This window comes from Paraburkholderia kirstenboschensis (genome assembly GCF_904848585.1).
GTDB classification, from domain to species: Bacteria; Pseudomonadota; Gammaproteobacteria; order Burkholderiales; family Burkholderiaceae; genus Paraburkholderia; species Paraburkholderia kirstenboschensis.
This window is the reverse complement of record NZ_CAJHCR010000004.1, coordinates 543,181-564,550: the sequence shown is the minus strand read 5'-3', so window position 1 is coordinate 564,550 and position 21,370 is coordinate 543,181. Positions and strand designations below refer to the sequence as shown.

Below are 21,370 nucleotides of genomic sequence, written 5' to 3'. Positions count from 1 at the left end.
CGGGCCGCTTACTCCGCGTGCACTGCGCCCGCAGCCGCATCACCTCCGGTCATACCTCGAAGATTTTCATCTTCAGCCATGGGTGCTTCTTTCTCCCGTCGAATTCCGCCTGCGGCCGCTTCCAAGGGCGGGCGCGGTCTTGCGGGTCATGACATAAACGCATGCCGCGCATGACAAAGTTTCGATTGTGACGGTTCTTTGGCTGATGCCTAATCACTCAACCGGCACTCGACCGGAATGTACGGCCGCGCGATCCGCGGCCGCCAATCCGCCGCCGGATGGAGATAGGGAGAAGCCTTATGCAGAGCGCTACGCAAGCCCGCTCAAAATTGCCTGACGTTGGCACGACGATCTTCACAGTGATCGGTCAACTGGCCGCACAACACGATGCGCTGAACCTGTCGCAAGGCGCGCCGAACTTCGCGCCGGACGCGAAGCTGGTCGACGGCGTCGCGCAGGCTATGCGCGCCGGCCACAACCAGTACGCGCCGATGGCCGGCATCGCGGCGCTGCGTGAAGCGCTCGCCGACAAAGTGCAAACCCTCTACGGCGTGCGCTACGACCCGGCGAGCGAAGTGACGGTGATCGCGAGCGCGAGCGAAGGCCTTTATTCGACGATCAGTGCGCTGGTGCACCCAGGCGACGAAGTGATTTACTTCGAGCCTTCGTTCGACAGCTATGGGCCGATCGTTCGGCTGCAAGGCGCGACGCCCGTGCCGATCAAGTTGTCGCTGAGCGATTTTCGTGTGAACTGGGACGAGGTCGCCGCCGCGATCACGCCGAAAACTCGCATGATCATCATCAACACGCCGCACAATCCGACTGCGACCGTATTCAGCGAAGCCGACGTCGCGCGATTGAAAGCAATCACGCGCAACACGGACATTGTGATTCTCGCCGACGAGGTCTACGAACACGTGGTGTTCGACGGCGCGAAACATCAGAGCATGGCGTGCCATAGCGAACTGGCGGAACGCAGCGTCATCGTGTCGTCGTTTGGTAAGTCGTATCACGTCACCGGCTGGCGCGTCGGCTATTGCCTCGCCCCCGCCGAGCTGATGAACGAGATCCGCAAAGTTCATCAGTTCATGGTGTTTTCCGCCGATACACCGATGCAGTATGCGTTCGTCGACGCATTGTCCAATCGCGAAAGTTACCTCGGCCTGTCCGCGTTCTATGAGCAAAAGCGCGATCTGCTCGCGCATGCGCTTTCCGAATCGCGCTTCGAGCTGTTGCCGAGCGAGGGCAGCTTCTTTATGCTCGCGCGTTTCCGAGGATTCTCCGACGAGGGCGATAGCGATTTCGTGTTACGCCTGATTCGGGATGCGCGCGTCGCGACGATTCCGCTGTCCGCGTTTTACAGTGACGGCACCGATTCGGGCCTGATTCGCCTGAGTTTTTCGAAGGACGACGCAACGCTGATCGAAGGCGCGCGCCGTTTATGCGAGATCTGAAATTGACTGCACGTCGGCGCGACGGCGGTGTATTTTGAACGCAGTATGATCGTCGCGCGGTTTCACATCCACACGATGCGTGCTCGCACTACAACGAAACCAAAGAGAAGGGACCTGCTATGAAACTGCTCAAGCCTCTATTGGCGCTGGCCTGCGCATTCGCATCGGTGGCGGCCTCGTCTGCTGCCGTTGCGGCCGATACATCGACGCTGCGTTTCGGGCTCGAAGCGCAGTATCCGCCGTTCGAATCCAAGGGTCCTAACGGCGAATTGCAAGGTCTCGACATCGACGTCGGCAACGCCGTGTGCGTCGCCGCGCATATGACGTGCAAGTGGGTCGAGACGTCGTTCGACGGTTTGATACCGGCGCTGCAAGGCCGCAAATTCGACGCGATCAATTCGGCCATGAACGCAACGGAACAGCGCCGACAGACGATCGACTTCACCACGGTTGTCTATCGCGTGCCGACGCAACTGATCGCAAAGCGCGACAGCGGTCTGCTGCCGACGCCCGAATCGTTGAAAGGCAAACGCGTGGGGGTGTTGCAGGCGTCGATTCAGGAGACGTTCGCGAAGACGCACTGGGAACCGGCTGGCGTCACCGTCGTGCCGTATCAGGATCAGAACCAGGTGTACACGGACCTCGTCGCGGGGCGTCTCGACGCAACGCTCGTGCTCGCGCCGGCGGGACAAACCGGTTTTCTTTCGAAGCCCAATGGCAAGGACTACGCGTTCGTCGGACAGCCGGTGCGTGACGACAAGATTCTGGGCAGCGGTATCGCATACGGCATCCGCAAGGGCGACACGGCGCTGCGCGAGCGGCTGAACGCGGCGATTGCAAAGGTGCAGGCCGACGGCACCGTGAAAACGCTCGCGGCGAAGTACCTGGGCAATATCGACATCTCGGCGAAGTAACGCTTTCGGCTCACGGTTCCTGGCTCGCGGCTAGCGCTTCGAGTCCCGCCTGAGTCCGCTTGTTGACTGAGCGTTTGGCGGCTACGATAAGTGGCCTCGTTGCGGCTGCTGCTTCTGCGAGGTCCACGTAAAAGCCGGAGGCGCGGGAATGAGCGGAACGACAGAGGCGATAACTCACGCGAAGCGCGCCAGCGAGCCGCGTTTCTGGCGTTGCGAGGCATTGCCGTACATCGAGGCGCGTTCCATCGAGGACGGCCGCGAGATCTGCTACGCCAGGCACTCTCATGAAACGTTCTCCATCGGCGCGATCACCGGTGGACGCAGCGTGTACGTGAATCGCCACGAGCGCGAATGGACCGGCGCGGGTGCGGTTGTCCTGATGAATCCCGACGATGTTCACGCGTGCAATCCCGTTGCGGACGAGTGCTGGTCGTATCGCATGCTTCACGTCGACGTTGCATGGCTCACCGGCCTGCAGCACGAACTGGGCTTCAGCGAAAACCACGCGTTTCGTGCGTTCTCGCAAATCATGACGACAGACTCGGCACTGTTCAATGGTCTGAACCGGCTGCATGCGATTCTCGTCGACACAGAGGCGGATCTGCTGCGCAAGCAAAGCGCGGCGATTGCGTTTTTCTGCGAAGTACAGCAGCGCTTAAACCCCGCACCTCTTTCCGACGACGACGCGAGCCGGCAGCTTGCGCGAGCGGCGGAATTCATCGCTGAAAATTGTACGCGTCCGCTGAAACTCGAGGACATCTGCAATGCGGCCGGCTTGTCCGCATCGCATCTGATTCGCGCATTCAAGCAGCGCTACGGCATGACGCCGCACGCGTATCTGATCAATCGCCGGATTCAATACAGCCGCGTGCAGCTGAGGCGCGGCCGTCTGATTGCAGACGTGGCGCTCGATGCGGGCTTCGCCGATCAGGCGCATTTGCAGCGCACCTTCAAGCGGCTCGTCGCGGCGACGCCGGGGCAATATCGCAGTTGAGGCTACGCGTGCCCGGCGCGTTACGTCGTAAGCAGGTAAAGCGCGCTCGCGGCGAGCAACGCGGCGAGGATCCGATTGAATAGCCTGACGCGCTCCGGCGCCTGCAAGTACTGGCGCAAGAACGTTCCGGCATAAGCCCAGCTTGCAATCGACAGATAGCAGATCACGAAATAGATCACGGTGAACTGCCAGACGAGTGCACCGTCGCCGTCGGCTGCGTACACACCCATGCCGGCCAGCGACGCGAGCCATGCTTTCGGATTGAGCCATTGCAGCGCCGCGCCATAGGCGAACGACGGCCCGCGTGAGGGCTTATCGGCGCCGAGCTGGCCGTCGTCGAGCGCGAGTTTGTAGGCCATGTACAGCAGAAACGCGACCCCGGCCCATTTGACGATGCTGATGAGATTGGGGAAATGCACGAGCAGTTCGTGCAGACCCAGGCCGATGAGCAGAAGCAGCAAAGTGAAGCCGACGGTCGCGCCGCTGACGTGACGCAGACTCGCGGCGAATCCGTGCTGTGCGCCGGCGCTCAGCGCGACGACATTGACCGGGCCAGGCGAAATCGACGAAGCCAGCGCGAACGCGGCCATGGAAAGCAAAGCGGACATCGGGTGCCTCGATACGTGAATGCGCGGGATTGACGCGGCTCAACGGTATCGGCGGCGAGGCAAGGTGTATTGAACGAAATTGCTTTCGAGGCGGCGCTCGGCGCCCCGGTTCGCGATCATTCTGCCGTCTACATCCCGGCGTTTTCGACGACGCGGCCTTCCGCGCGCCAACGCAGCATGCCGCCCGCGAGATTCGCAACGTCGTTGAATCCCGCTTGCCGCAGTATCACCGTGGCTTGCGCCGAACGGCCGCCCGCGCGGCACACGGCAACGATCGGGCGCTCTTTCCCGAGCTCAGTCGCACGCGCGGCCAGATCGCCGAGTGAAATAAGCCGCGCTGCGGGAATGCGGCCGAGTGGTCCGTCGAATTCATCCGGCTCGCGCACGTCGACGATCTGCACAGCGCGGAGATTGTCCTCGAGCCATTGCGGGCTGATTTCCCAGATGCCTGCAAAGGTGTACGCGAGTGGCGCCCAATCCGGTTCGGCAGCCTGCGTCGGGTCGCTCGCGGCGACGCCGCACTTGAGGTTCGCCGGCACCGCGATGTCAATCTGCTTCGGATGCGGCAGACGCAGGTTCGTCACGTATCCGACAAAATCGTCTTCGCATAGCTCACCACCCAGGCGCGGATTGAAACGCCTCTCTTCGCCGACACTCGTGACAGTTAAGCCGCGATAGTCGTGGGCCGGGTAAAGCAGACATGTATCCGGCTGACTGAATATCTGGTTCTGGACTGCGCGGAACATCGCGCGCGCGTCGCCGTGCTGGAAATCGGTGCGGCCCGTGCCTCTTATCAGCAGGCAATCGCCGGTGAACATCATGCTGCCGTCGTCGAGCGCGAGGCTGATGCAGCCGTCTGTGTGGCCGGGCGTCGCGCGAACTTCCAGGTGGCGTGAGCCGAACGCGCAGTGCTCGCCGTCGCTCAGATAGCGGTCGGCGCCTTGGGCGCCGCTCGCAGCCGATATCGCAATCTGGCTACCTGTGCGGCGTTTGAGCATCCACGCGCCCGTTACATGATCGGCGTGCACGTGCGTGTCGATCGTATATAGCAGGCGCAGCCCGAGTTCCTCGATGAGCGCGGTATCGCGGCGCACCTGCTCGAAAACCGGATCGATGAGAATCGCCTCCTGCGTTGTGCTGTCGGCGAGAAGATAGGTGTACGTCGACGATTGCTGGTCGAATAGCTGCCGGAAGATCAACACGATTTTGCTCCGTGGCCTGCATCGTCGAAAAAACCGGGCGCATGCAATGCGCCCGGTTCACTGCACCGCAATTTACTGCGGCTGTGTGACGAACCGCAGATAAGGCTTCACGGTCTTGAATCCTTCGGGGTATTTCTTCATCGCGTCATCGTTCGAAACGGATGTCGGAATAATGACATCGTCTCCGGGCTTCCAGTTCACGGGCGTCGCCACCGTATGCTTTGCGTTCAGCTGCAGCGAATCGAGCAGACGCAGTACTTCGTCGAAGTTGCGCCCTGCGCTCATTGGATACACCAGCATTGCCTTGACCTTCTTGTCCGGCCCGATGAGGAACACCGAGCGTACCGTTGCGTTGTCGGCCGCGGTGCGCGTGCCGCCGCTCGCGTTCGGGTGGATCATGTCGTAGAGCTTCGCGACATTCAGGTCCGCATCGCCGATGAGCGGGTAGTTGACCGCGTGGCCCTGCGTCTCTTCGATATCCTTCACCCAGTTCTGGTGATCGCTGACGGGGTCGACACTCAGGCCGATGATCTTCGTATTGCGCTTGTCGAATTCCGGCTTGAGCCCGGCCATATAGCCAAGCTCAGTGGTGCATACAGGCGTGAAATCCTTCGGATGCGAAAACAGAATCACCCAGTGGTCGCCGATCCATTCGTGAAAATGAATCGTGCCTTCGGTGGTTTCGGCAGTGAAATCGGGGGCTTCTTCTCCAAGTCGAATCGACATCGTCATCCTCCATGAGAGTGCGCCGGGCACTGGCGCCGCTTGTCGAAGAGGCGGTCCCCGGGCTGCCTGACTGTTCGATCAGGCGATTGCTTGACTCACGATCAGCCTCCTGCCGGTTGGACTGTATTTGCGCGGGAGGACCATGCGAACGCAGCGAATGCAGAACTTTTCGCTGGATGCTGTGAAGCCGAAAATACCGATGCGCTACGCGTCGCGCTTAAAGCGTAGGACAAAAATGCGCATCGCTCTAGCCAGCTTGCAGGGCAAATCCGCCGTTTCTTACGAATTTACGTATCGCTCCACATGCGCAGCAGGTTGTGATAACAGCCGACGAGCGTGCGGCGCGCGGCATCGTCCGCGTTCGACGCATTCAGACGCTGGATCGCGCCGTCCATGTCGAACAGCATCGCACGCTGTGTATCGTCGCGCACGAGGCTTTGCACCCAGAAGAAACTCGACACGCGCGCACCGCGCGTTACGGGCCGCACCTGGTGCAGACTGGTGCCGGGGTAAACGATTGCATGGCCGGCGGGCAGCTTCACTTCCTGTACGCCGAAAGTATCTTCTATGAGCAGTTCGCCGCCGTCGTATTCGTCGGGAGGCGTGAGGAAGAGCGTGACCGATACGTCCGTGCGCACGCGCGCGCCGCTCCCAGGCACGAGGCGAATGGCGCCGTCCACATGGCTGCCGAAATGCATGCCGCCTTCATAGCGGTTGAACAGCGGCGGATAAACCTTGTTGGGCAGCACCGCGCTGATAAAGAGCGGATGCCGCTCGAGCGCCGCGATGATCCGGTCGCCCATTTCCAGCGCAATCGGCGAGCCTTCCGCGATCTGCTGGTTACGCTTGACTGGCGCGCCCTGATAGCCGGCCGTCGCGCGGCCGTCCACCCATGCGTCCGTCGACGCTTCGAGATGCGCGCGCATTGCGGCGGCGTCGGCGGGGCTGAATACGTCGGGGATCGAGACAATCATGGTCGGACTTTCCTGCGAAACCGCGCGCTTTTCCGCTGCGTGACAGAGCGGCATCAGCAAAGCGCGCGGCGTGCGTGACGTTGGTCGCCGGTTCCGGCGATCAGAAGAACCGGTAGTTTAACGTCGCGAGGAACGTGCGGCCGTTGCCTGGCACCGCGCGTCCGCCGTCCGACGGAATTAGCGCGTCGTAGTAGTTCTTGTCCGTCAAGTTCAGCACGTTGAACTGGACGTCATACTTTTTCGCGTGATACGCGGCCATTGCATCCCACCGCGTGTAGCCGCCGACCTTCACGAAATTGTTGTTCGCGGCATAACGCGACGATGTGTAGATCGGACCGCCGCCGATTTCCCAATGCGGCGTGAACGCATACGTCGTCCACAGCGTAAGCATGTTGCGCGGCGTGTTCGCAGGCGTCTTGCCGGTCGTGCCGTCTAGCGCCTTCAGGATCGTCGCGTCCATGTACGTGTAGCCGCCGAACACTTGCCACTTGTCGGTGATGTGGCCCGCGAGGCCAAGCTGATAGCCACGTACGCGGACGTCACCGTCGAGCGTGTAGCTGCCGTCCGCATTGAGCGTGCGCGCGTTCGTCTTCTCGATGTTGAAGAGCGATTGGGTGACGGACAGGCCGCCGCCCAGCAGATCCCACTTAGCGCCCACCTCATACGACTTGTTGTGCTCGGGCGGCAGGCTCTGCGTGTTGTTCGTGAGTGTGAGCGCTTCGAGCGACGGATTGAACGACGTACCGTACGACACGTAGTAAGACTGCCAGTCGGCTGGCTGCCAGATCACGCCGCCGCGAACGCTCGTGAAGTAGTTCGTCTGGGTGGCGTACGAAGGCAAATTGATCGAGTTATGAATCGACGCTTCGTAGCGGTCCCAGCGAAGGCCGCCCACGATCTTCCAATGTTCGCCGATCGAAACGGTGTCGTTCGCGTAGATGCCGACGCCGTTCGCGCTCGACTCCGCAAGGTTCGTCGCCACGGTTTTCGCATTCGACGGGCGCGTCGTATAAGTCGGATCGACCAGCGGCACGATGGCGATCGTGTTCGACGGCAGGCCCGGCGTGGTGGTGGCGAAACTCTGGTTACTGTACGTCTCGTGGCTCAGATCGACGCCCGCGACGACATCGTGCTTGATGAAGCCGGTGTTGAACTTCGCCTCGACGTCTGTCGAGTTGTAGACCGAGTGGTCGTTGATGTTGCGGTCCTTGCCCTGCAGCTTCACGAACAGTCGCGACGGATCGATAGTCGTGTAGTTGCCGTTGGTCAATGCCGTGGACGTCGGCAGCGGACCGGTGAGCACCGACGCCGCGTTCGTCGCGCGCGCTTCCGTGCTGTAGTGGCTGAACTGGGTCTGGTTGCGCAGCTTGAGGTTGTCGTTGAAGCGATGTTCGATGCGCGCGTTCAGCGTCTGCACGTCCTGGATCGTGCGGTCGTCGGTGAAGCCGTAGAACGTGCCGCGATTCACTGGCGCGGGATGACCGTTGAGCGCCGGAATGCCGTAGTCGGGCTGATCGCGGTTGTGCTGGATCAGCGCGGACAGTGTGATTTCCGTCGGCGTGCCGATGCCGAATTTCACTTCGGGCGCGACGCCGTAGTCCTTGCTCTTCATCACGTCGCGCGACGAGCCCAGGCTTTGGCCGAACGCGTTGATCCGGAATGCGGAGGTCGACGTGATCGGCGTGTTCAGGTCGAGCGTGGTGCGGTAGCGGTCATGCGTGCCGGCCTGCACCGACACATCGGCGCGGGGCTTGAGCGTCGGTTGCTTGCTGACCTGATTGATGACGCCGCCCGTGGAGCCTCGGCCGAAGTAGAGGGACGACGGGCCGTACAGCACGTCGATCGATTCGAGGTTGAACGTGTCGCGATAGTACTGGCCACGATCGCGAAAACTGTCGAGGTAGATGTCGGTGCGCGCCGAGAAGCCGCGCAGGTTGATGTTGTTGCCGATTTGCCCGCCTTCAGCGGCACCGATCGTGATGCCCGGCACGTTGCGCAGCGCGTCGGTGAAGGAACTCGCGGCTTGCGATTGCAGCACCGCCTTCGGCACCACTACCGCGGCTTGCGGAATGTCGCGCAACGCGGTCGGCACTTTTGCGCCGACGCTCGACACGTCAGGCGCGAAATCCGCGGACGGGCTGTTTTGACCCGTCACCTTGACGGTGGGCAATGTGGCGCTTTCCGCGCTCGCGCTCGAAGCGGAAGCGGGTGACGTCGGCTGGGCGCCGGTCGCGGGCGTTGCGGTCGATTGAGCGTAGAGCGGCGTCGCGAACGCGACCAGAACGGCCGCCGCGAGAGGCGTGTTTCGGAACATCGATAACCCTGTCGTTGTCGCTATTTTTCTGATTCGACGGATGCCGACGCCCCCGCGGCACCGACAGGCGGACTGTCTGCCCAAGAGGTTACGGACCCATCGTCTTATTCTCAAATGAGAATCAGTATCATTACACGGATGATAATAGTTCGCAATAATTCGTTACGCATGGGAAATTTTTCTGCGGGCGAATTGGGGTTGCGGCTTTGGGGCGACGGTGGGCGGCGGGGACGTGGGTTGGAAGGCTTGTGCTTTTCCGCGGGCTAGACAGAGTGGCGAGGCGCAACTGCGATTCAATTTGGCGCGCATCGGCAAACGAAAAAGGCCGGTTAGCTTTCGCTAAACCGGCCTTTCAAATTCTTTGGTGGGGCGTGAGTGACTCGAACACTCGACCTACGGATTAAGAGTCCGCTGCTCTACCAACTGAGCTAACGCCCCAACAGAAGCGAAATTATGCAGCATGTTCGAACCATTGCCAAGCCCCCTTTAGCAGATTTCTTAAAAATACGGTGTCGTTCCGGTAGAGCCATCGCTCGCGAAAACCGGCGCCGCCGGGAACGCGCCGCGTTCGACGTCCCGGTATGATGTCGCGGACACTCGCCGCTCATGCGTCGCGCGGCTTTCAACGGGGAATTGCCATGGATGACAAAGAGATCACCGAATTGCTCGACCGCGTCCTCGCGCCCTGGGTCCGAGCGCTGGCGCTGACCCCCGTGAAGGTCGACGCGGACAGCGCGACGCTTCGCCTGCCCTTTTCGGGCGAACTGCGCCATTCAGGTGGCGTCATCTGCGGACAGGTGTTCATGGCGGCGGCCGACACCGCGATGATCGTCGCCATATCGGCCGCGCTCGGCGGCTTCAAGCCGATGACAACAGTGTCGCTCAACATCAGCTTCATGCGTGCTGTGCGCAACGGCGATGTGCTGATCACTGCCCGCGTACTGCGGCTCGGCCGCAATCTCGTGTTCGGCGAAGTCGAGCTGCTGGACGAGTCCGGCAACATGGCGGTTCACGCAACCACTACTTACGCGTTGCTCGCATAAACCGCTCGCCAGACAGCATTAGAGGATATCGAGATGTTCGACCAGGTTGTGTTCGCGGGCGGCGGCAATCGCTGCTGGTGGCAGGCGGGTTTCTGGGACGTCGTGCAACCGGAGTTGCGCATCCGCCCGCGCGTGATCGCCGGCATTTCGGCCGGCGCCGCGACCGCGTGCATGCTTTACACGCGCGATTCACAATGGGTCATGCGCTATTACGAAGAGGCGCTACGTCACAATTCGCGCAACGCCTATTGGGGCAATCTGCTGCGCGGCGAGTCCGTGTTTCCGCACTACCGCATCTATCGTCAGGCGCTGCTCGACATTTACGGTGAGAAGTTTTCGTCACTCGCCGATGCGCCGGAAATCCGCATCGGCGTTTCGCATCTGCCGCGCTGGTTGGGCGCGCGCAGCGCAGTGGCGGCCGGCCTGATCGCTTACAACATCGAAAAATACGTGCGTAAGACGCTGCACCCTACGTTGGGTCAGACGCTCGGTTTTCATCCGGAATTCGTGCGTGCGCAAGATTGCGCGACCGTCGAAGATCTTGCGGACCTGATCCTGCAGTCGTCGAGCACGCCGCCTTTCACGCCGGTCTTGCGGCGCAACGGCCGCCCGGTGCTCGACGGCGGAATGGTCGACAACGTGCCCGTCGGTGCGCTCGACGCCGACGCGCCCGGCAACGTACTCGTGATGGTCACGCGCCTCTATCCGCGGCCGCAGATGTTCGTCGTGCCGCACGGCGTGCAGCAACGGCTTTACGTGCAGCCGTCGCGCAAAGTGCCGATTTCGAGCTGGGACTACACGAGTCCTTCGCAGATGGTGCATGCATACAACCTCGGCCGCGCTGACGGCGAGACGTTCCTCGAACGCATGCCCGATCTGCTGGAAATCGCCGCTTAACGTCGGCGTCCGCCCTGCAATGCTTCGGGATTTGCCACGCTGGCGGTGTCGCCGGCGTCGAAAGCGAGGATGTTCCGGAACGCCGCGCTGAAGTAAAGCTCGTAGCTCTCGCGCTCGACATAGCCGATGTGCGGCGTGCAGATCACGTTCTCCATGCGCAGCAGGCTGTAGCCTTGCAGAATCGGCTCGCTTTCATACACGTCGATCGCGACCATGCCCGGACGGTTGTGCGAGAGCGCATTGACCAGCGCATTTTCGTCGAGCAGTTCGGCGCGGCTCGTGTTCACGAGCAACGCGGTCGGCTTCATCCGCATCAGGTCTTCCTGCTTGACGATGCCGCGCGTGTCGTCATGCAAACGAAGATGCAGCGACAGCACGTCGCTCTGCTCGAACAGCGCTTCGCGGCTCTCGGCCACGCCATACCCATCCTCGCGAGCGGCTTCGCGCGAATGCTCGCGGCCCCAGATGAGTACGTTCATGCCGAACGCCTTGCCATAGCCGGCAACGAGCCGCCCGATCTTGCCGTAGCCCCAGATGCCGAGCGTCTGACCGCGCAACACCTGGCCCAAACCAAAATTCGGCGGCAGTGCTGAGGTCTTCAGCCCCGACTGCTGCCAGGCTCCCTGCTTAAGGTTTGCTACGTATTGCGGAATGCGCCGCTGCGCCGCCATGATGAGAGCCCACGTGAGTTCGGCGGGCGCGATCGGTGAGCCGCTGCCTTCCAGCACGGCGATGCCGCGCTCGGTACAAGCGGCCAGATCGATATGATTGGACACCTTGCCCGTCTGGCTGATCATGCGCAAACGAGGCAGTTTATCGAGGAGTTGCGAGCTGATGCGAGTGCGTTCCCGAATCAGAACAAGCGCGTCGACCTCCGAGAGACGGCTCGCCAGTTGGCCGAGTCCGCGGACGGTGTTGTTGAAAACTTTGACTTCATGGTCGGCCAGCAATTGAAAGCAGTCGAGCTTGCGAACGGCGTCCTGATAATCGTCGAGGATGGCAATCTTCATGGTATGTGTCTTGCGCCGCACCATGGTGGTGCGGAACGGAATGTTATGCTGACTGTCCCATCATGTGACCCAGGTCACATGGCGGTCTGGCTGATTGACTTACCGTAGAAGCTGCCGCAGAGAACGACAGCCTGACGGCAACGCCGATTGACATCGTTTTTAACAGTTTGTTGCGTGTTGAGGCAAGCCGCTTTACAGACGGTTGCAACGCCTGTCCAGCGCGTATCGGCCCAACAGACTGTGTTGAAGCCCGTGATGACCTGCGCAATTGCGCGTCGGTTTGTAGAACTGGCGCAACCAATTAAATGCCTCTCGCATGCAGCATCGCCGGGCTTGTACCGTTTTCCTATTCCCCACAAACGGAGACAAGTCGATGAATCATCCATCATTCGAAGGAAAGCCCACAGTCAAAGCGTCAGTAGAAGCGCCCCCGTGGGTCAAACATCGAAAACTGATCGACTGGGTCCAGCGCGTTGCCGCTATGACCAAGCCGGACAACATCGTCTGGTGCGACGGCTCGCAGGAAGAGTATGACCGGCTGTGTGCACAGATGGTCGAAGCCGGCACGCTCAGAAAGCTCAATCCCGCCAAACGCCCGAACTCGTATCTCGCATGGTCCGATCCGTCCGACGTCGCGCGTGTCGAGGATCGCACGTTCATTTGCGCGCAACGCCCGGAAGACGCAGGCCCGACCAACAACTGGGTTGCGCCGCAAGAAATGCGCGAAACGCTCGACGGGCTGTTCGACGGTGCGATGCGTGGCCGCACGATGTACGTTGTCCCGTTCTCCATGGGCCCGCTCGGTTCGCCGATCGCGCATATCGGCGTCGAACTGAGTGACAGCCCGTATGTAGTCACCAACATGCGCATCATGACGCGCATGGGCCGCAAGGTGTACGACGTGCTCGGCGAAGACGGCGAGTTCGTGCCGTGCGTGCATTCGGTGGGCGCGCCGCTCGAGGCAGGCGCGAAAGACGTGCCCTGGCCGTGCAACCCGACCAAGTACATCGTTCATTTTCCTGAGACGCGCGAAATCTGGAGCTATGGCTCCGGCTACGGCGGCAACGCGTTGCTCGGCAAGAAATGCTTCGCGCTGCGCATTGCATCGACGATGGGCCGCGACGAAGGCTGGCTTGCCGAGCATATGCTGATTCTCGGCGTGACCTCACCCGAGGGACGCAAACATCATGTGGCGGCGGCGTTTCCGTCGGCGTGCGGCAAGACCAACTTCGCGATGCTGATTCCGCCAGAAGGGTTGAACGGCTGGAAGATTTCCACCATCGGCGACGATATCGCGTGGATCAAACCGGGCACGGACGGTCGCCTGTACGCGATCAATCCGGAGGCGGGCTACTTCGGCGTGGCCCCCGGCACGAGTGAAAAGACCAACTTCAACGCAATGGCCACGTTGAAGGAAAACGTGATTTTCACCAACGTGGCGCTCACCGACGAAGGCGACGTCTGGTGGGAAGGCATGACCGACGAACCGCCCGCGCACCTGATCGACTGGCAGGGCAAAGACTGGACACCGACAAGCGCGAAGGAGAGCGGGCGCAAGGCGGCACATCCGAATGCGCGCTTCACGGCGCCGGCGTCGCAATGTCCGTCTATCGACGCGGACTGGGAAAACCCGGCGGGCGTGCCGATCGACGCGTTCATCTTCGGTGGCCGCCGTTCGACGACCGTGCCGCTCGTCACGGAGGCGCGCAACTGGGTCGAGGGCGTCTATATGGCGGCGACCATGGGCTCTGAGACGACCGCCGCGGCCGCCGGCCAGCAGGGCGTCGTGCGGCGCGATCCGTTCGCGATGCTGCCGTTCTGCGGCTACAACATGAGCGAATACTTCGGCCATTGGCTGAAAACCGGGGAGCGCTTGCAGCAGTTGAACGCGAAGCTGCCGAAAATTTTCTGCGTCAACTGGTTCCGCAAGGGCGCCGACGGCAAGTTCGTCTGGCCGGGCTTCGGCGAAAACATGCGTGTGCTCGGCTGGATGGTCGGCCGCATCGAAGGCACCGCGCAGGGCGAAGAGCATGCATTTGGCATGTCGCCGCGGTACGAGGACGTCGACTGGAGCGGTCTGGATTTTAGCCGCGAGCAATTCGAGCAAGTCATTTCCGTCGACGACGCAGCCTGGCGCGCTGAGCTCGCGCTACACGCGGAACTCTTTGACACGTTGCAGCAAGGCTTGCCGCCCGCGCTGACGCAAGCAAAGAGCCAGTTGGAAAGCAAACTGGCCGCCTAGCCATGTGAGTGTTCACTCCGGATGTGAAAGCCGCCTTCGGGCGGCTTTTTGCTTTTCAGCCGCGTTGGGTGCGAGGCGCTTCGCGCGCCAGACCACGCCAAAGCGGCCCATAAGCCGACCCGTGTCTATTCGGGCAACCGCACGTCCCAAGCTGCACCGCAGCACATTGTTTCCGTTCGCGGAACAATCGGTCACCGCGCCCCACATTAGGGCGCACAGTCGCACGAAAATTGACGAAATTTCCGTTTTTGCGGGCAACTTCTGCACGATTGCGCGAGTCGTAGGAGAATCCCTAGTTCGCTTCCACTGGTTATCACCAATTGTCAGGAAGCCGTAACACGGCAGGAGTTGTCATATGGACCATTTGCAGTCGATGCGAGTTTTCGTCAAGGTGGCGGATCTCGGCAGTTTTGCCCGCGCCGCGAGCGCGATGGATATTTCCAACGCAGTTGCCACCCGTCACGTTGCCGACCTAGAGGGGCGTCTAGGCACGCGGCTGCTCAACAGAACAACTCGCAGCTTGTCCCTGACCGAGTCCGGTCAGGTTTATCTCGAGCGAGCGCGTCAGATTCTCGACGAACTCGAAGACGTCGAGCAGATGGTGGTCGCGCGAAATCACGAGCCCGTCGGCACTTTACGAATCGTCGCGCCGGTCGTGTTCGGCTTACACAACCTGGCACCGGTGCTGCAGACGTACGCGGAGCGTTATCCGAAGGTCATTCCCGACGTGACGCTGGTCGACCGTCAGGTCGATCTGGTCGAAGAAGGCTTCGACGTAGGCGTCGTCATTGCCCGGCAAATGCGCAGCGCGAGCATTGTCACGCGGCGTTTGACCACGGGTTGCATGACCGTATGTGCAACGCCCGCGTATCTGGAGAAGCACGGCACGCCCACGCGTCCCGAGCATTTGCTGGAGCATCCGTGCCTGAGCCTGCCGTCGGAATATTGGGGCGATGAGCGCGTATTTACGGGCCCGGAAGGCGAAGTGCGTGTGCGTCCGTCGAACGTGATCGTGGCAAACAATACGGAGATGCTGCGTCAGTTTGCGCTGCTCGGCATGGGCATCGCGATTCTGCCGAGTTATCTGATCGGCCGCGACATGACGCGCGGCAGGCTGGTGCGCTTGCTCGGCGATTACCGTTTGCCGCAAGTCGAGATCAATATCGCGTATCCGAGCCGCCGTCACTTGCCCGCGAAGGTGCGCACGTTCATCGATCACCTGGTCGAGCATTTCAGCCAGACACCGAACAGCCTGCTCGGTGAACAGTGGATCAAAGACGGCGTCGGGCGGCCGGCGTCGCAGGCGTCGTTTGAAGCGGCAGATTCGTCCATGCCACCGGAAGCTTTTGACGGCGCCGAGCCGCTATCGCGACTGCTGGACAGCGAGCTGTCACCGGTGCCGAAGACGTTGGCGAAGACTTCGAACCGTACGCGGCTCTCGGCGTTGACGCCACTGTAAAAGACGTTGTTCCAGAGTGCAGGCCGCGCAGTACAAGCGCGTTCCGCAAGGCGTTAAAAAAGCGCGGTCACCTTAGGTGATCGCGCTTTTTTATCATCAGCTTCAGACCAGGCGGGCAGCGGCGCAAAGGCCGTACACGCCTGCCTCGCCGCTCGATCAGGAGCCCGTCTTACGAGCCGCCGTCTTTTTGGCTGGCGCCTTCTTTGCCGCAGCGGTTTTGGTCGCCGGCGCTTTCTTTGCCGCGGCCTTTTTCGCGGCCGGGGCGGCCTTCACCGCGACCGGCGCTTCGTCTTCGTCCGACTCGAACTCTGCTCCAGCCTTTGCGGCTGACTTTGCCGCGGCGGTCTTCGCCGCCGTCTTGGCCGAGGGCTCTTTCTTCTCGAATTCGAAGCCGATCTTGCCGTCGTTTTGCTTGACGAGGAATGCCTTGAAGTTACGGCCGGTGCGCGACGACTTGAAGTTTGTCAGCAGGTCGGTGCGGCCTTCTTCGAGCAGCTTTGCCATCTGCTCACGCGTGATCTCCTGCTGCAGGATCACCTTGCCGGAGCGGAAGTCGCAAGTCTTCGGGTTCGCGACCGAGTTTTCGCAGACATAGCTCATGCCGTGTTCGAACACGCGGCCCTTGCACTTCGGACATGCGCCTACCGGTTCCTGGTCGGAGAAGTCAGGCGGTTCGCCGTCTTCACCGCCCGCGTCCTGACCGAAGTCGAACTCGAGCTTGTAGTTCTTGATTTCGTCGTCGAGCGAAAGCTTGAGGATCGCCGAGAACGGACGGCCCATCTTGCTGCGAAAACCCGACAGCGGACCGATCGTCTTGTTCTTCAGCAGTTCCTCGACTTCCTCGATCTCGAACTGGCGCCCGCCCGGAATCTTCGAAATTGAGAACTCGCACTTCGAACACGCGAAGCGGCGGTAATTCTCCTTCACCTGGCCGCCGCAGTTCGGACACGGCGTTTGCAACGTCGCGTAATCGCCGGGGATCGTATCCGAATCGTATTCTTTTGCGCGCTTGACGATGGTCTGCGTCATGCGGGCAATTTCCTGCATGAACGCGTCGCGCGGCAGGTTGCCGCGTTCCATTTGCGACAGCTTGTATTCCCACTCGCCGGTGAGCTCCGGCGCGGTCAATTCCTTTACACCGAGCCCGCGCAGCAGCGTCATCAACTGGAATGCCTTCGCGGTCGGAATCAGATCGCGGCCTTCGCGAATCAGATACTTCTCACCGAGCAGACCTTCGATGATGGCGGCGCGCGTGGCCGGCGTACCGAGCCCCTTTGCGGCCATCGCCTCGCGCAACTCGTCGTCTTCCACAAGCTTGCCCGCGCCTTCCATTGCGGACAGCAACGTGGCTTCGTTGTAGCGCGCAGGCGGTTTCGTCACGAGTTGCTGGGCGGCGATCTTGTCGGTCTTGACCTTCTCGTCCTTCTGCACCGGCACGAGGTTGGCATCTTCGCCGCTGATTTCGCGACCGTACACCTGCAACCAGCCCGGCTCGACCAGCACCTTGCCTTCGGTCTTGAAGTGATGACCGACCACTTCGGTGATGCGGGTCGTCACTTTGAATTCCGCTGCCGGGAAGAACACCGACAGGAAGCGCTTCACCACCAGATCGTAGAGCTTCTGTTCCGGCTCCGACAGATTCTTCGGCGCCTGCAGCGTGGGGATGATTGCGAAGTGGTCGCTGATCTTCGAGTTATCGAAGATGCGCTTGTTCGGCTTCACCCAGCCCTTATCGAGCACCTGCTTGGCAAACGGGAGATAGTTGTTGCTCTCCTTGAGCATGCCGAGCGTCTGCTTGACCGTATCCATATAGTCTTCGGGCAGCGCGCGCGCGTCGGTCCGCGGATAGGTCAGCACCTTGTGCTTTTCGTACAGCGCCTGCGCGAGGCCCAACGTGTTCTTGGCCGAGAAGCCGAAGCGGCCATTCGCTTCGCGCTGCAAGCTGGTCAGGTCGAAGAGCGCCGGCGACAGCTGCGTGGACGGCTTCGATTCCTCGCTCACCGTACCGATCTGGCCGCGACATGCGGCGACGATCGTCTCGGCCGCGGGCAGCGCCCACAGACGCGAGTCGCGCTTCTCCGGATCGAACTCGTCGCGCTTGAACTTCGGGTCGAACCAGCGGCCCTCGTAGAAACCGGCGGCACAGACGAACTCCGCTTTCACTTCCCAGTAGTCACGCGGCACGAAGCGGCGAATTTTCTCTTCGCGTTCGACGACGATAGACAGCGTTGGCGTTTGTACTCGTCCAACCGTGGTCAGGAAGAAGCCGCCGCCCTTGCTGTTGAACGCGGTCATCGCACGGGTGCCGTTGATGCCGACGAGCCAGTCCGCTTCCGAGCGGCAGCGTGCGGCGTCGGCGAGCGGCTGCATTTCCTCGTCGCTGCGCAGACGCGCGAAGCCGTCGCGGATTGCGGCCGGCGTCATGGATTGCAGCCACAGACGCTGGACTGGCTGCTTTGCTTTGGCGTGCTGCGCGATGAGGCGGAAAATCAGTTCGCCCTCGCGCCCCGCGTCGCATGCGTTGATGAGGCGGTCGATATCCTTGCGCTTGAGCAGCTTGGTCAGCACCTTGAGGCGCGACTCGCTCTTGGCGATCGGATTCAGATCGAAATGCGGCGGAATGACGGGCAGGTTGGCGAAACTCCACTTGCCGCGTTTGACCTCGTACTCGTCGGGCGCGGCGATTTCCAGCAGGTGACCCACTGCGGAAGAGAGAACGTACTCGTCGCTCTCGTAGTATTCGTCATGCTTGGTAAAACCGCCCAAAGCGCGCGCGATGTCGTTCGCGACGGAAGGCTTTTCGGCGATGATCAGTGCTTTGGACATGACTCGATGTGAGGTTGGTATATCCGGGTTGGTGGCCTTGAGCGCGCCCATCTGGCGCGACCCTCGTTTGCGACCTTGCGACCCATTAACGACCGCTTTATAGCACACGGCGCGAACGCGGCGTGTCGAGTGCCATAAAAGCGCGCGATCCAGATTGCGCGCCTGGCAACCGACCAGGCCGCGCCAAACAAGCTATGCGCCGGCCGCAACGCCCCTGCCGTAACGGCCTGTGCAGGCGGCCGGTCGCGCTTAGGCGGCCGTCAGCGCGGGCCGCAATTTCGGCGCGCCGCTTACGCCGGGCAAAGCGGTCAGATCTAACAACATCCGCTCCACGATCGCTGCCTGCGGCAAAACGGTGCCGAAGAATCGTGTCGTTACCGAGTCTTCGATCAGGATGGTGGGAAAATTCTCGACATCGAGATCGTCGAAGCGATCAGCATGGGTTTCGATGTCGATCCATGCGAAACAGATTTCCGGATGCCGCTCGGCCAGCTTGTCGAACGCCTCCTGATACTCGCGACAGGTCCCGCACCATTGCGCACACAGGCAGGCAACGAACAGCGTGTCGGGTTCGTTGACGCGCTCGGCGATCCGGTCTTGGTCGGTGTCGAGATTCAGCGCGGGCATGGTGGTTCCTCAGGTACTTTGTCGGATGCTTTGGCGCGAATGTAGCATGGCCGATCCCGGAGAGTGGTCAAGCTGGGTCAAAGCAGTTCGCGGCGGCCCGACCGTGGCTCGCACGGGTGTAGCGCCCGCCGGGCAGCGCGCAGACCTCGCCCGCGAGCTCCAGCTGGAGCAGCGTCGTTTGCAGAAGCGCATGATCCATCTCGGTGCGCGTGGCCAATATTTCAAGGGGCGTTGGGGCGTAGCCGAGGGCGGCGAGCAGTCGCTGGGCATCCGGGTTCGAAGAGCCGGTCATGTTCGATGCCCGCACTTGCGCGACTGTCTGGGCCGACTCTTCACCCGGCGCACGAGCCATTGCCGCACGGTCGGCTGCAGCGGAGCAAACCGCCCGCGTCGCCGACTTTTCCCGCCGGGCGCTTGCGGGCACGGGCGCGGCTTTCGCGAAGCCCAATTCCTCCAGCACCTCGTCGGGCGTCTCCACGAGCTTCGCGCCCTGCTTGATCATGCGATGGCATCCGCGCGACAGCGGCGCGTGGATCGAGCCCGGCAACGCGAAGATATCGCGGCCCATCTCGTTCGCGAGGCGCGCCGTGATGAGCGAGCCAGAACGCATGGCCGCCTCCACGATCAACACACCGCTGACGAGCCCGGCAATCAACCGGTTGCGCTGCGGAAAGTTGGCGGCGCGCGCGGGCGTGCCGAGCGGCCATTCCGAAAGAATGGCGCCTTGCACCGCGATTTGCCGTGCCAGAGCGTGGTGCGCGGCCGGATAGACGAGATCGGCGCCGGTGCCGATCACAGCGACTGTGCTGCCGACGCCCTCGAGCCCGCCCCGATGAGCCGCGCCGTCAATGCCCTGCGCGAGCCCCGACACGACAGTGACGCCTGCAGCCGAAAACGTCCGCGCAAACCGTTCGGCGTCATCCATGCCTTGCGGCGTCGCGCTGCGGCTGCCCACCAGCGCGACGGCTCGTGTATGCAGCAGCTCCAGCCGGCCCTTTATATATAGCAGTGGCGGCGGATCCGGCATGGTGAGGAGCGCCGGCGGATAGGCCGGGTCGTCGAGCGTCACCAGATGATTGCCCGGCAGTTCGCGCCATGCGATTACCGCGTCGAGTTGAGCATCGAATTCGGGACCCGTGGGAGCCAGGGCGGCGCGTGCCGCAGCCTCGCCGGCGATCGCGGCGAGCGTTTCATGGTCGTGCTGGAGGATTGCTTCGGGCAGCCCGAAAGCGGTCAGCAGCAGGCGCAGCGCCGCAGGTTTCAGCCCCGTGGCGAGAGAGAGCCGCAGCCACGCGGCGAGTTCGATATGGGTTGCAGGCAAGGTGTGCATTGCGGGGCGATCCTCGTGCAGGGCCAGCGGGCAGGCGGGCGCCATGCTAAAATTTTCATCATCCGAAATAACTGCAGCGCCGCGCCCACCCGCGCGGGCTCGTCGTTTGGCGCATCTGGCGCGTTGAATCGAACCGGTTCGACCCCATCTATCGTGTGCGTATTGCGACGGGCCGACAACCTGGCCAAATGGCCAACGTGAGCCCTCCCACGGTTAGCGGCGCCGAAATCACACTCGAAATCATGGCTTTACTGAACATCCTCAATTACCCGGACAAACGGCTGCACAAGGTCGCTAAGCCGGTCGAACAGGTCAACGACCGCATCCGCCGTCTCGTCGCGGACATGGCCGAGACCATGTATGCCGCGCCCGGCGTTGGCCTTGCGGCCACCCAGGTGGACGTGCACGAGCGCGTGATCGTGATCGACGTGTCGGACGCGCACGATCAACTGCTCGCCTTCATCAATCCGGAAATCGTCTGGTCCAGCAACGAGAGAAAGCTGTCGGAAGAAGGCTGCCTGTCCGTGCCGGGCATTTACGACAACGTCGAGCGCGCCGAGAAAGTGCGCGTGCGGGCACTGAACGAAAAGGGCGAAACCTTCGAAATGGATTGCGAGGGTTTGCTCGCCGTGTGCATCCAGCACGAAATGGATCACCTGATGGGCCGCGTGTTCGTCGAGTATCTGTCGCCGCTGAAGCAGACGCGCATCAAGAGCAAGATGAAGAAGCTCGCCCACGCAATGTAATGCG

At 61.7% G+C, this 21,370-nt stretch carries 17 protein-coding genes and 1 tRNA gene; 8 read left to right on the top strand and 10 right to left on the bottom strand.

The features are described from left to right. Positions 1-299: 299 nt before the first annotated feature. The 3 genes from JMY24_RS15250 to JMY24_RS15240 all read left to right on the top strand — a co-directional run bounded on the left by JMY24_RS15250 (position 300) and on the right by JMY24_RS15240 (position 3,362). Positions 300-1,454, top strand: coding sequence for a pyridoxal phosphate-dependent aminotransferase (locus tag JMY24_RS15250; protein WP_128594019.1), 1,155 nt, complete (start codon positions 300-302; stop codon positions 1,452-1,454). A 119-nt stretch (positions 1,455-1,573) separates the two neighbouring features. Then, positions 1,574-2,368: an ABC transporter substrate-binding protein gene (locus tag JMY24_RS15245; RefSeq protein WP_128594020.1), complete on the top strand. Its 795-nt coding sequence runs from the start codon at positions 1,574-1,576 to the stop codon at positions 2,366-2,368. A gap of 148 nt (positions 2,369-2,516) precedes the next feature. Beyond that, a complete protein-coding gene (locus tag JMY24_RS15240) occupies positions 2,517-3,362 on the top strand; it encodes an AraC family transcriptional regulator (protein WP_128594021.1) in 846 nt (281 codons plus the stop codon). Positions 3,363-3,382: 20 nt separating this feature from the next. Here JMY24_RS15240 and JMY24_RS15235 read toward each other — a convergent pair whose 3' ends face one another. The 6 genes from JMY24_RS15235 to JMY24_RS15210 form a co-directional block, all read right to left on the bottom strand. Continuing rightward, positions 3,383-3,970 (bottom strand): LysE family translocator, encoded by a 588-nt coding sequence (locus JMY24_RS15235; protein ID WP_128594022.1) that lies wholly within the window; start codon positions 3,968-3,970, stop codon positions 3,383-3,385. A 128-nt stretch (positions 3,971-4,098) separates the two neighbouring features. Continuing rightward, positions 4,099-5,169: an MBL fold metallo-hydrolase gene (locus JMY24_RS15230; RefSeq protein WP_201702358.1), complete on the bottom strand. Its 1,071-nt coding sequence runs from the start codon at positions 5,167-5,169 to the stop codon at positions 4,099-4,101. A gap of 75 nt (positions 5,170-5,244) precedes the next feature. Beyond that, positions 5,245-5,898 carry a peroxiredoxin gene (locus tag JMY24_RS15225; RefSeq protein WP_128594023.1) on the bottom strand — a complete coding sequence of 218 codons (654 nt, stop codon included), beginning with the start codon at positions 5,896-5,898 and terminating at the stop codon, positions 5,245-5,247. 287 nt (positions 5,899-6,185) lie between these two features. Further along, a complete protein-coding gene (locus JMY24_RS15220) occupies positions 6,186-6,872 on the bottom strand; it encodes a Fe2+-dependent dioxygenase (protein WP_128594024.1) in 687 nt (228 codons plus the stop codon). A gap of 100 nt (positions 6,873-6,972) precedes the next feature. Then, the gene (locus JMY24_RS15215) at positions 6,973-9,186 is read right to left on the bottom strand and encodes a TonB-dependent receptor (protein ID WP_128594025.1); all 2,214 of its coding nucleotides are present in this window, start codon (positions 9,184-9,186) and stop codon (positions 6,973-6,975) included. A gap of 362 nt (positions 9,187-9,548) precedes the next feature. After that, a tRNA-Lys gene (locus JMY24_RS15210) sits at positions 9,549-9,624 on the bottom strand. Positions 9,625-9,824: 200 nt separating this feature from the next. On the opposite strand from JMY24_RS15210, the gene JMY24_RS15205 reads away from it, so the two are divergent. Both JMY24_RS15205 and JMY24_RS15200 read left to right on the top strand, forming a co-directional pair. Further along, positions 9,825-10,229 (top strand): PaaI family thioesterase, encoded by a 405-nt coding sequence (locus tag JMY24_RS15205; RefSeq protein WP_128584210.1) that lies wholly within the window; start codon positions 9,825-9,827, stop codon positions 10,227-10,229. A gap of 33 nt (positions 10,230-10,262) precedes the next feature. Continuing rightward, the gene (locus tag JMY24_RS15200; RefSeq protein ID WP_128594026.1) at positions 10,263-11,126 is read left to right on the top strand and encodes a patatin-like phospholipase family protein; all 864 of its coding nucleotides are present in this window, start codon (positions 10,263-10,265) and stop codon (positions 11,124-11,126) included. Here JMY24_RS15200 and JMY24_RS15195 read toward each other — a convergent pair. Next, positions 11,123-12,136: a D-2-hydroxyacid dehydrogenase family protein gene (locus JMY24_RS15195; RefSeq protein ID WP_128594027.1), complete on the bottom strand. Its 1,014-nt coding sequence runs from the start codon at positions 12,134-12,136 to the stop codon at positions 11,123-11,125. The genes JMY24_RS15200 and JMY24_RS15195 overlap by 4 nt on opposite strands. Before the next feature lie 373 nt (positions 12,137-12,509). On the opposite strand from JMY24_RS15195, the gene JMY24_RS15190 reads away from it, so the two are divergent. Beyond that, the gene (locus JMY24_RS15190) at positions 12,510-14,378 is read left to right on the top strand and encodes a phosphoenolpyruvate carboxykinase (GTP) (RefSeq protein ID WP_128594028.1); all 1,869 of its coding nucleotides are present in this window, start codon (positions 12,510-12,512) and stop codon (positions 14,376-14,378) included. 355 nt (positions 14,379-14,733) lie between these two features. Further along, entirely contained in the window at positions 14,734-15,837 is a 1,104-nt protein-coding gene (locus JMY24_RS15185) for a LysR family transcriptional regulator (RefSeq protein ID WP_088176081.1), read from the top strand. Positions 15,838-15,993: 156 nt separating this feature from the next. Here JMY24_RS15185 and JMY24_RS15180 read toward each other — a convergent pair whose 3' ends face one another. The 3 genes from JMY24_RS15180 to dprA form a co-directional block, all read right to left on the bottom strand. Continuing rightward, positions 15,994-18,663, bottom strand: coding sequence for a DNA topoisomerase III (locus tag JMY24_RS15180; protein WP_128594029.1), 2,670 nt, complete (start codon positions 18,661-18,663; stop codon positions 15,994-15,996). 249 nt (positions 18,664-18,912) lie between these two features. Next, on the bottom strand, positions 18,913-19,290 hold the full coding sequence (locus JMY24_RS15175) for a thioredoxin family protein (RefSeq protein WP_128584214.1): 378 nt from the start codon (positions 19,288-19,290) through the stop codon (positions 18,913-18,915). Between the two features lie 67 nt (positions 19,291-19,357). Further along, positions 19,358-20,620: a DNA-processing protein DprA gene (dprA, locus tag JMY24_RS15170; RefSeq protein ID WP_128594036.1), complete on the bottom strand. Its 1,263-nt coding sequence runs from the start codon at positions 20,618-20,620 to the stop codon at positions 19,358-19,360. 242 nt (positions 20,621-20,862) lie between these two features. Between dprA and def the strand changes: the two genes are divergently transcribed. Beyond that, positions 20,863-21,366, top strand: coding sequence for a peptide deformylase (gene def, locus JMY24_RS15165; RefSeq protein ID WP_128594037.1), 504 nt, complete (start codon positions 20,863-20,865; stop codon positions 21,364-21,366). Positions 21,367-21,370: the final 4 nt, after the last annotated feature.

Bases quoted from the DNA above. Each gene is read 5' to 3' on its own strand.
- JMY24_RS15250 (WP_128594019.1), top strand. From the start codon at position 300: ATGCAGAGCGCTACGCAAGCCCGCTCAAAATTGCCTGACGTTGGCACG.
- JMY24_RS15245 (WP_128594020.1), top strand. From the start codon at position 1,574: ATGAAACTGCTCAAGCCTCTATTGGCGCTGGCCTGCGCATTCGCATCG.
- JMY24_RS15240 (WP_128594021.1), top strand. From the start codon at position 2,517: ATGAGCGGAACGACAGAGGCGATAACTCACGCGAAGCGCGCCAGCGAG.
- JMY24_RS15235 (WP_128594022.1), bottom strand. From the start codon at position 3,970: ATGTCCGCTTTGCTTTCCATGGCCGCGTTCGCGCTGGCTTCGTCGATT.
- JMY24_RS15225 (WP_128594023.1), bottom strand. From the start codon at position 5,898: ATGTCGATTCGACTTGGAGAAGAAGCCCCCGATTTCACTGCCGAAACC.
- JMY24_RS15220 (WP_128594024.1), bottom strand. From the start codon at position 6,872: ATGATTGTCTCGATCCCCGACGTATTCAGCCCCGCCGACGCCGCCGCA.
- JMY24_RS15215 (WP_128594025.1), bottom strand. From the start codon at position 9,186: ATGTTCCGAAACACGCCTCTCGCGGCGGCCGTTCTGGTCGCGTTCGCG.
- JMY24_RS15205 (WP_128584210.1), top strand. From the start codon at position 9,825: ATGGATGACAAAGAGATCACCGAATTGCTCGACCGCGTCCTCGCGCCC.
- JMY24_RS15200 (WP_128594026.1), top strand. From the start codon at position 10,263: ATGTTCGACCAGGTTGTGTTCGCGGGCGGCGGCAATCGCTGCTGGTGG.
- JMY24_RS15195 (WP_128594027.1), bottom strand. From the start codon at position 12,136: ATGAAGATTGCCATCCTCGACGATTATCAGGACGCCGTTCGCAAGCTC.
- JMY24_RS15190 (WP_128594028.1), top strand. From the start codon at position 12,510: ATGAATCATCCATCATTCGAAGGAAAGCCCACAGTCAAAGCGTCAGTA.
- JMY24_RS15185 (WP_088176081.1), top strand. From the start codon at position 14,734: ATGGACCATTTGCAGTCGATGCGAGTTTTCGTCAAGGTGGCGGATCTC.
- JMY24_RS15180 (WP_128594029.1), bottom strand. From the start codon at position 18,663: ATGTCCAAAGCACTGATCATCGCCGAAAAGCCTTCCGTCGCGAACGAC.
- JMY24_RS15175 (WP_128584214.1), bottom strand. From the start codon at position 19,290: ATGCCCGCGCTGAATCTCGACACCGACCAAGACCGGATCGCCGAGCGC.
- dprA (WP_128594036.1), bottom strand. From the start codon at position 20,620: ATGCACACCTTGCCTGCAACCCATATCGAACTCGCCGCGTGGCTGCGG.
- def (WP_128594037.1), top strand. From the start codon at position 20,863: ATGGCTTTACTGAACATCCTCAATTACCCGGACAAACGGCTGCACAAG.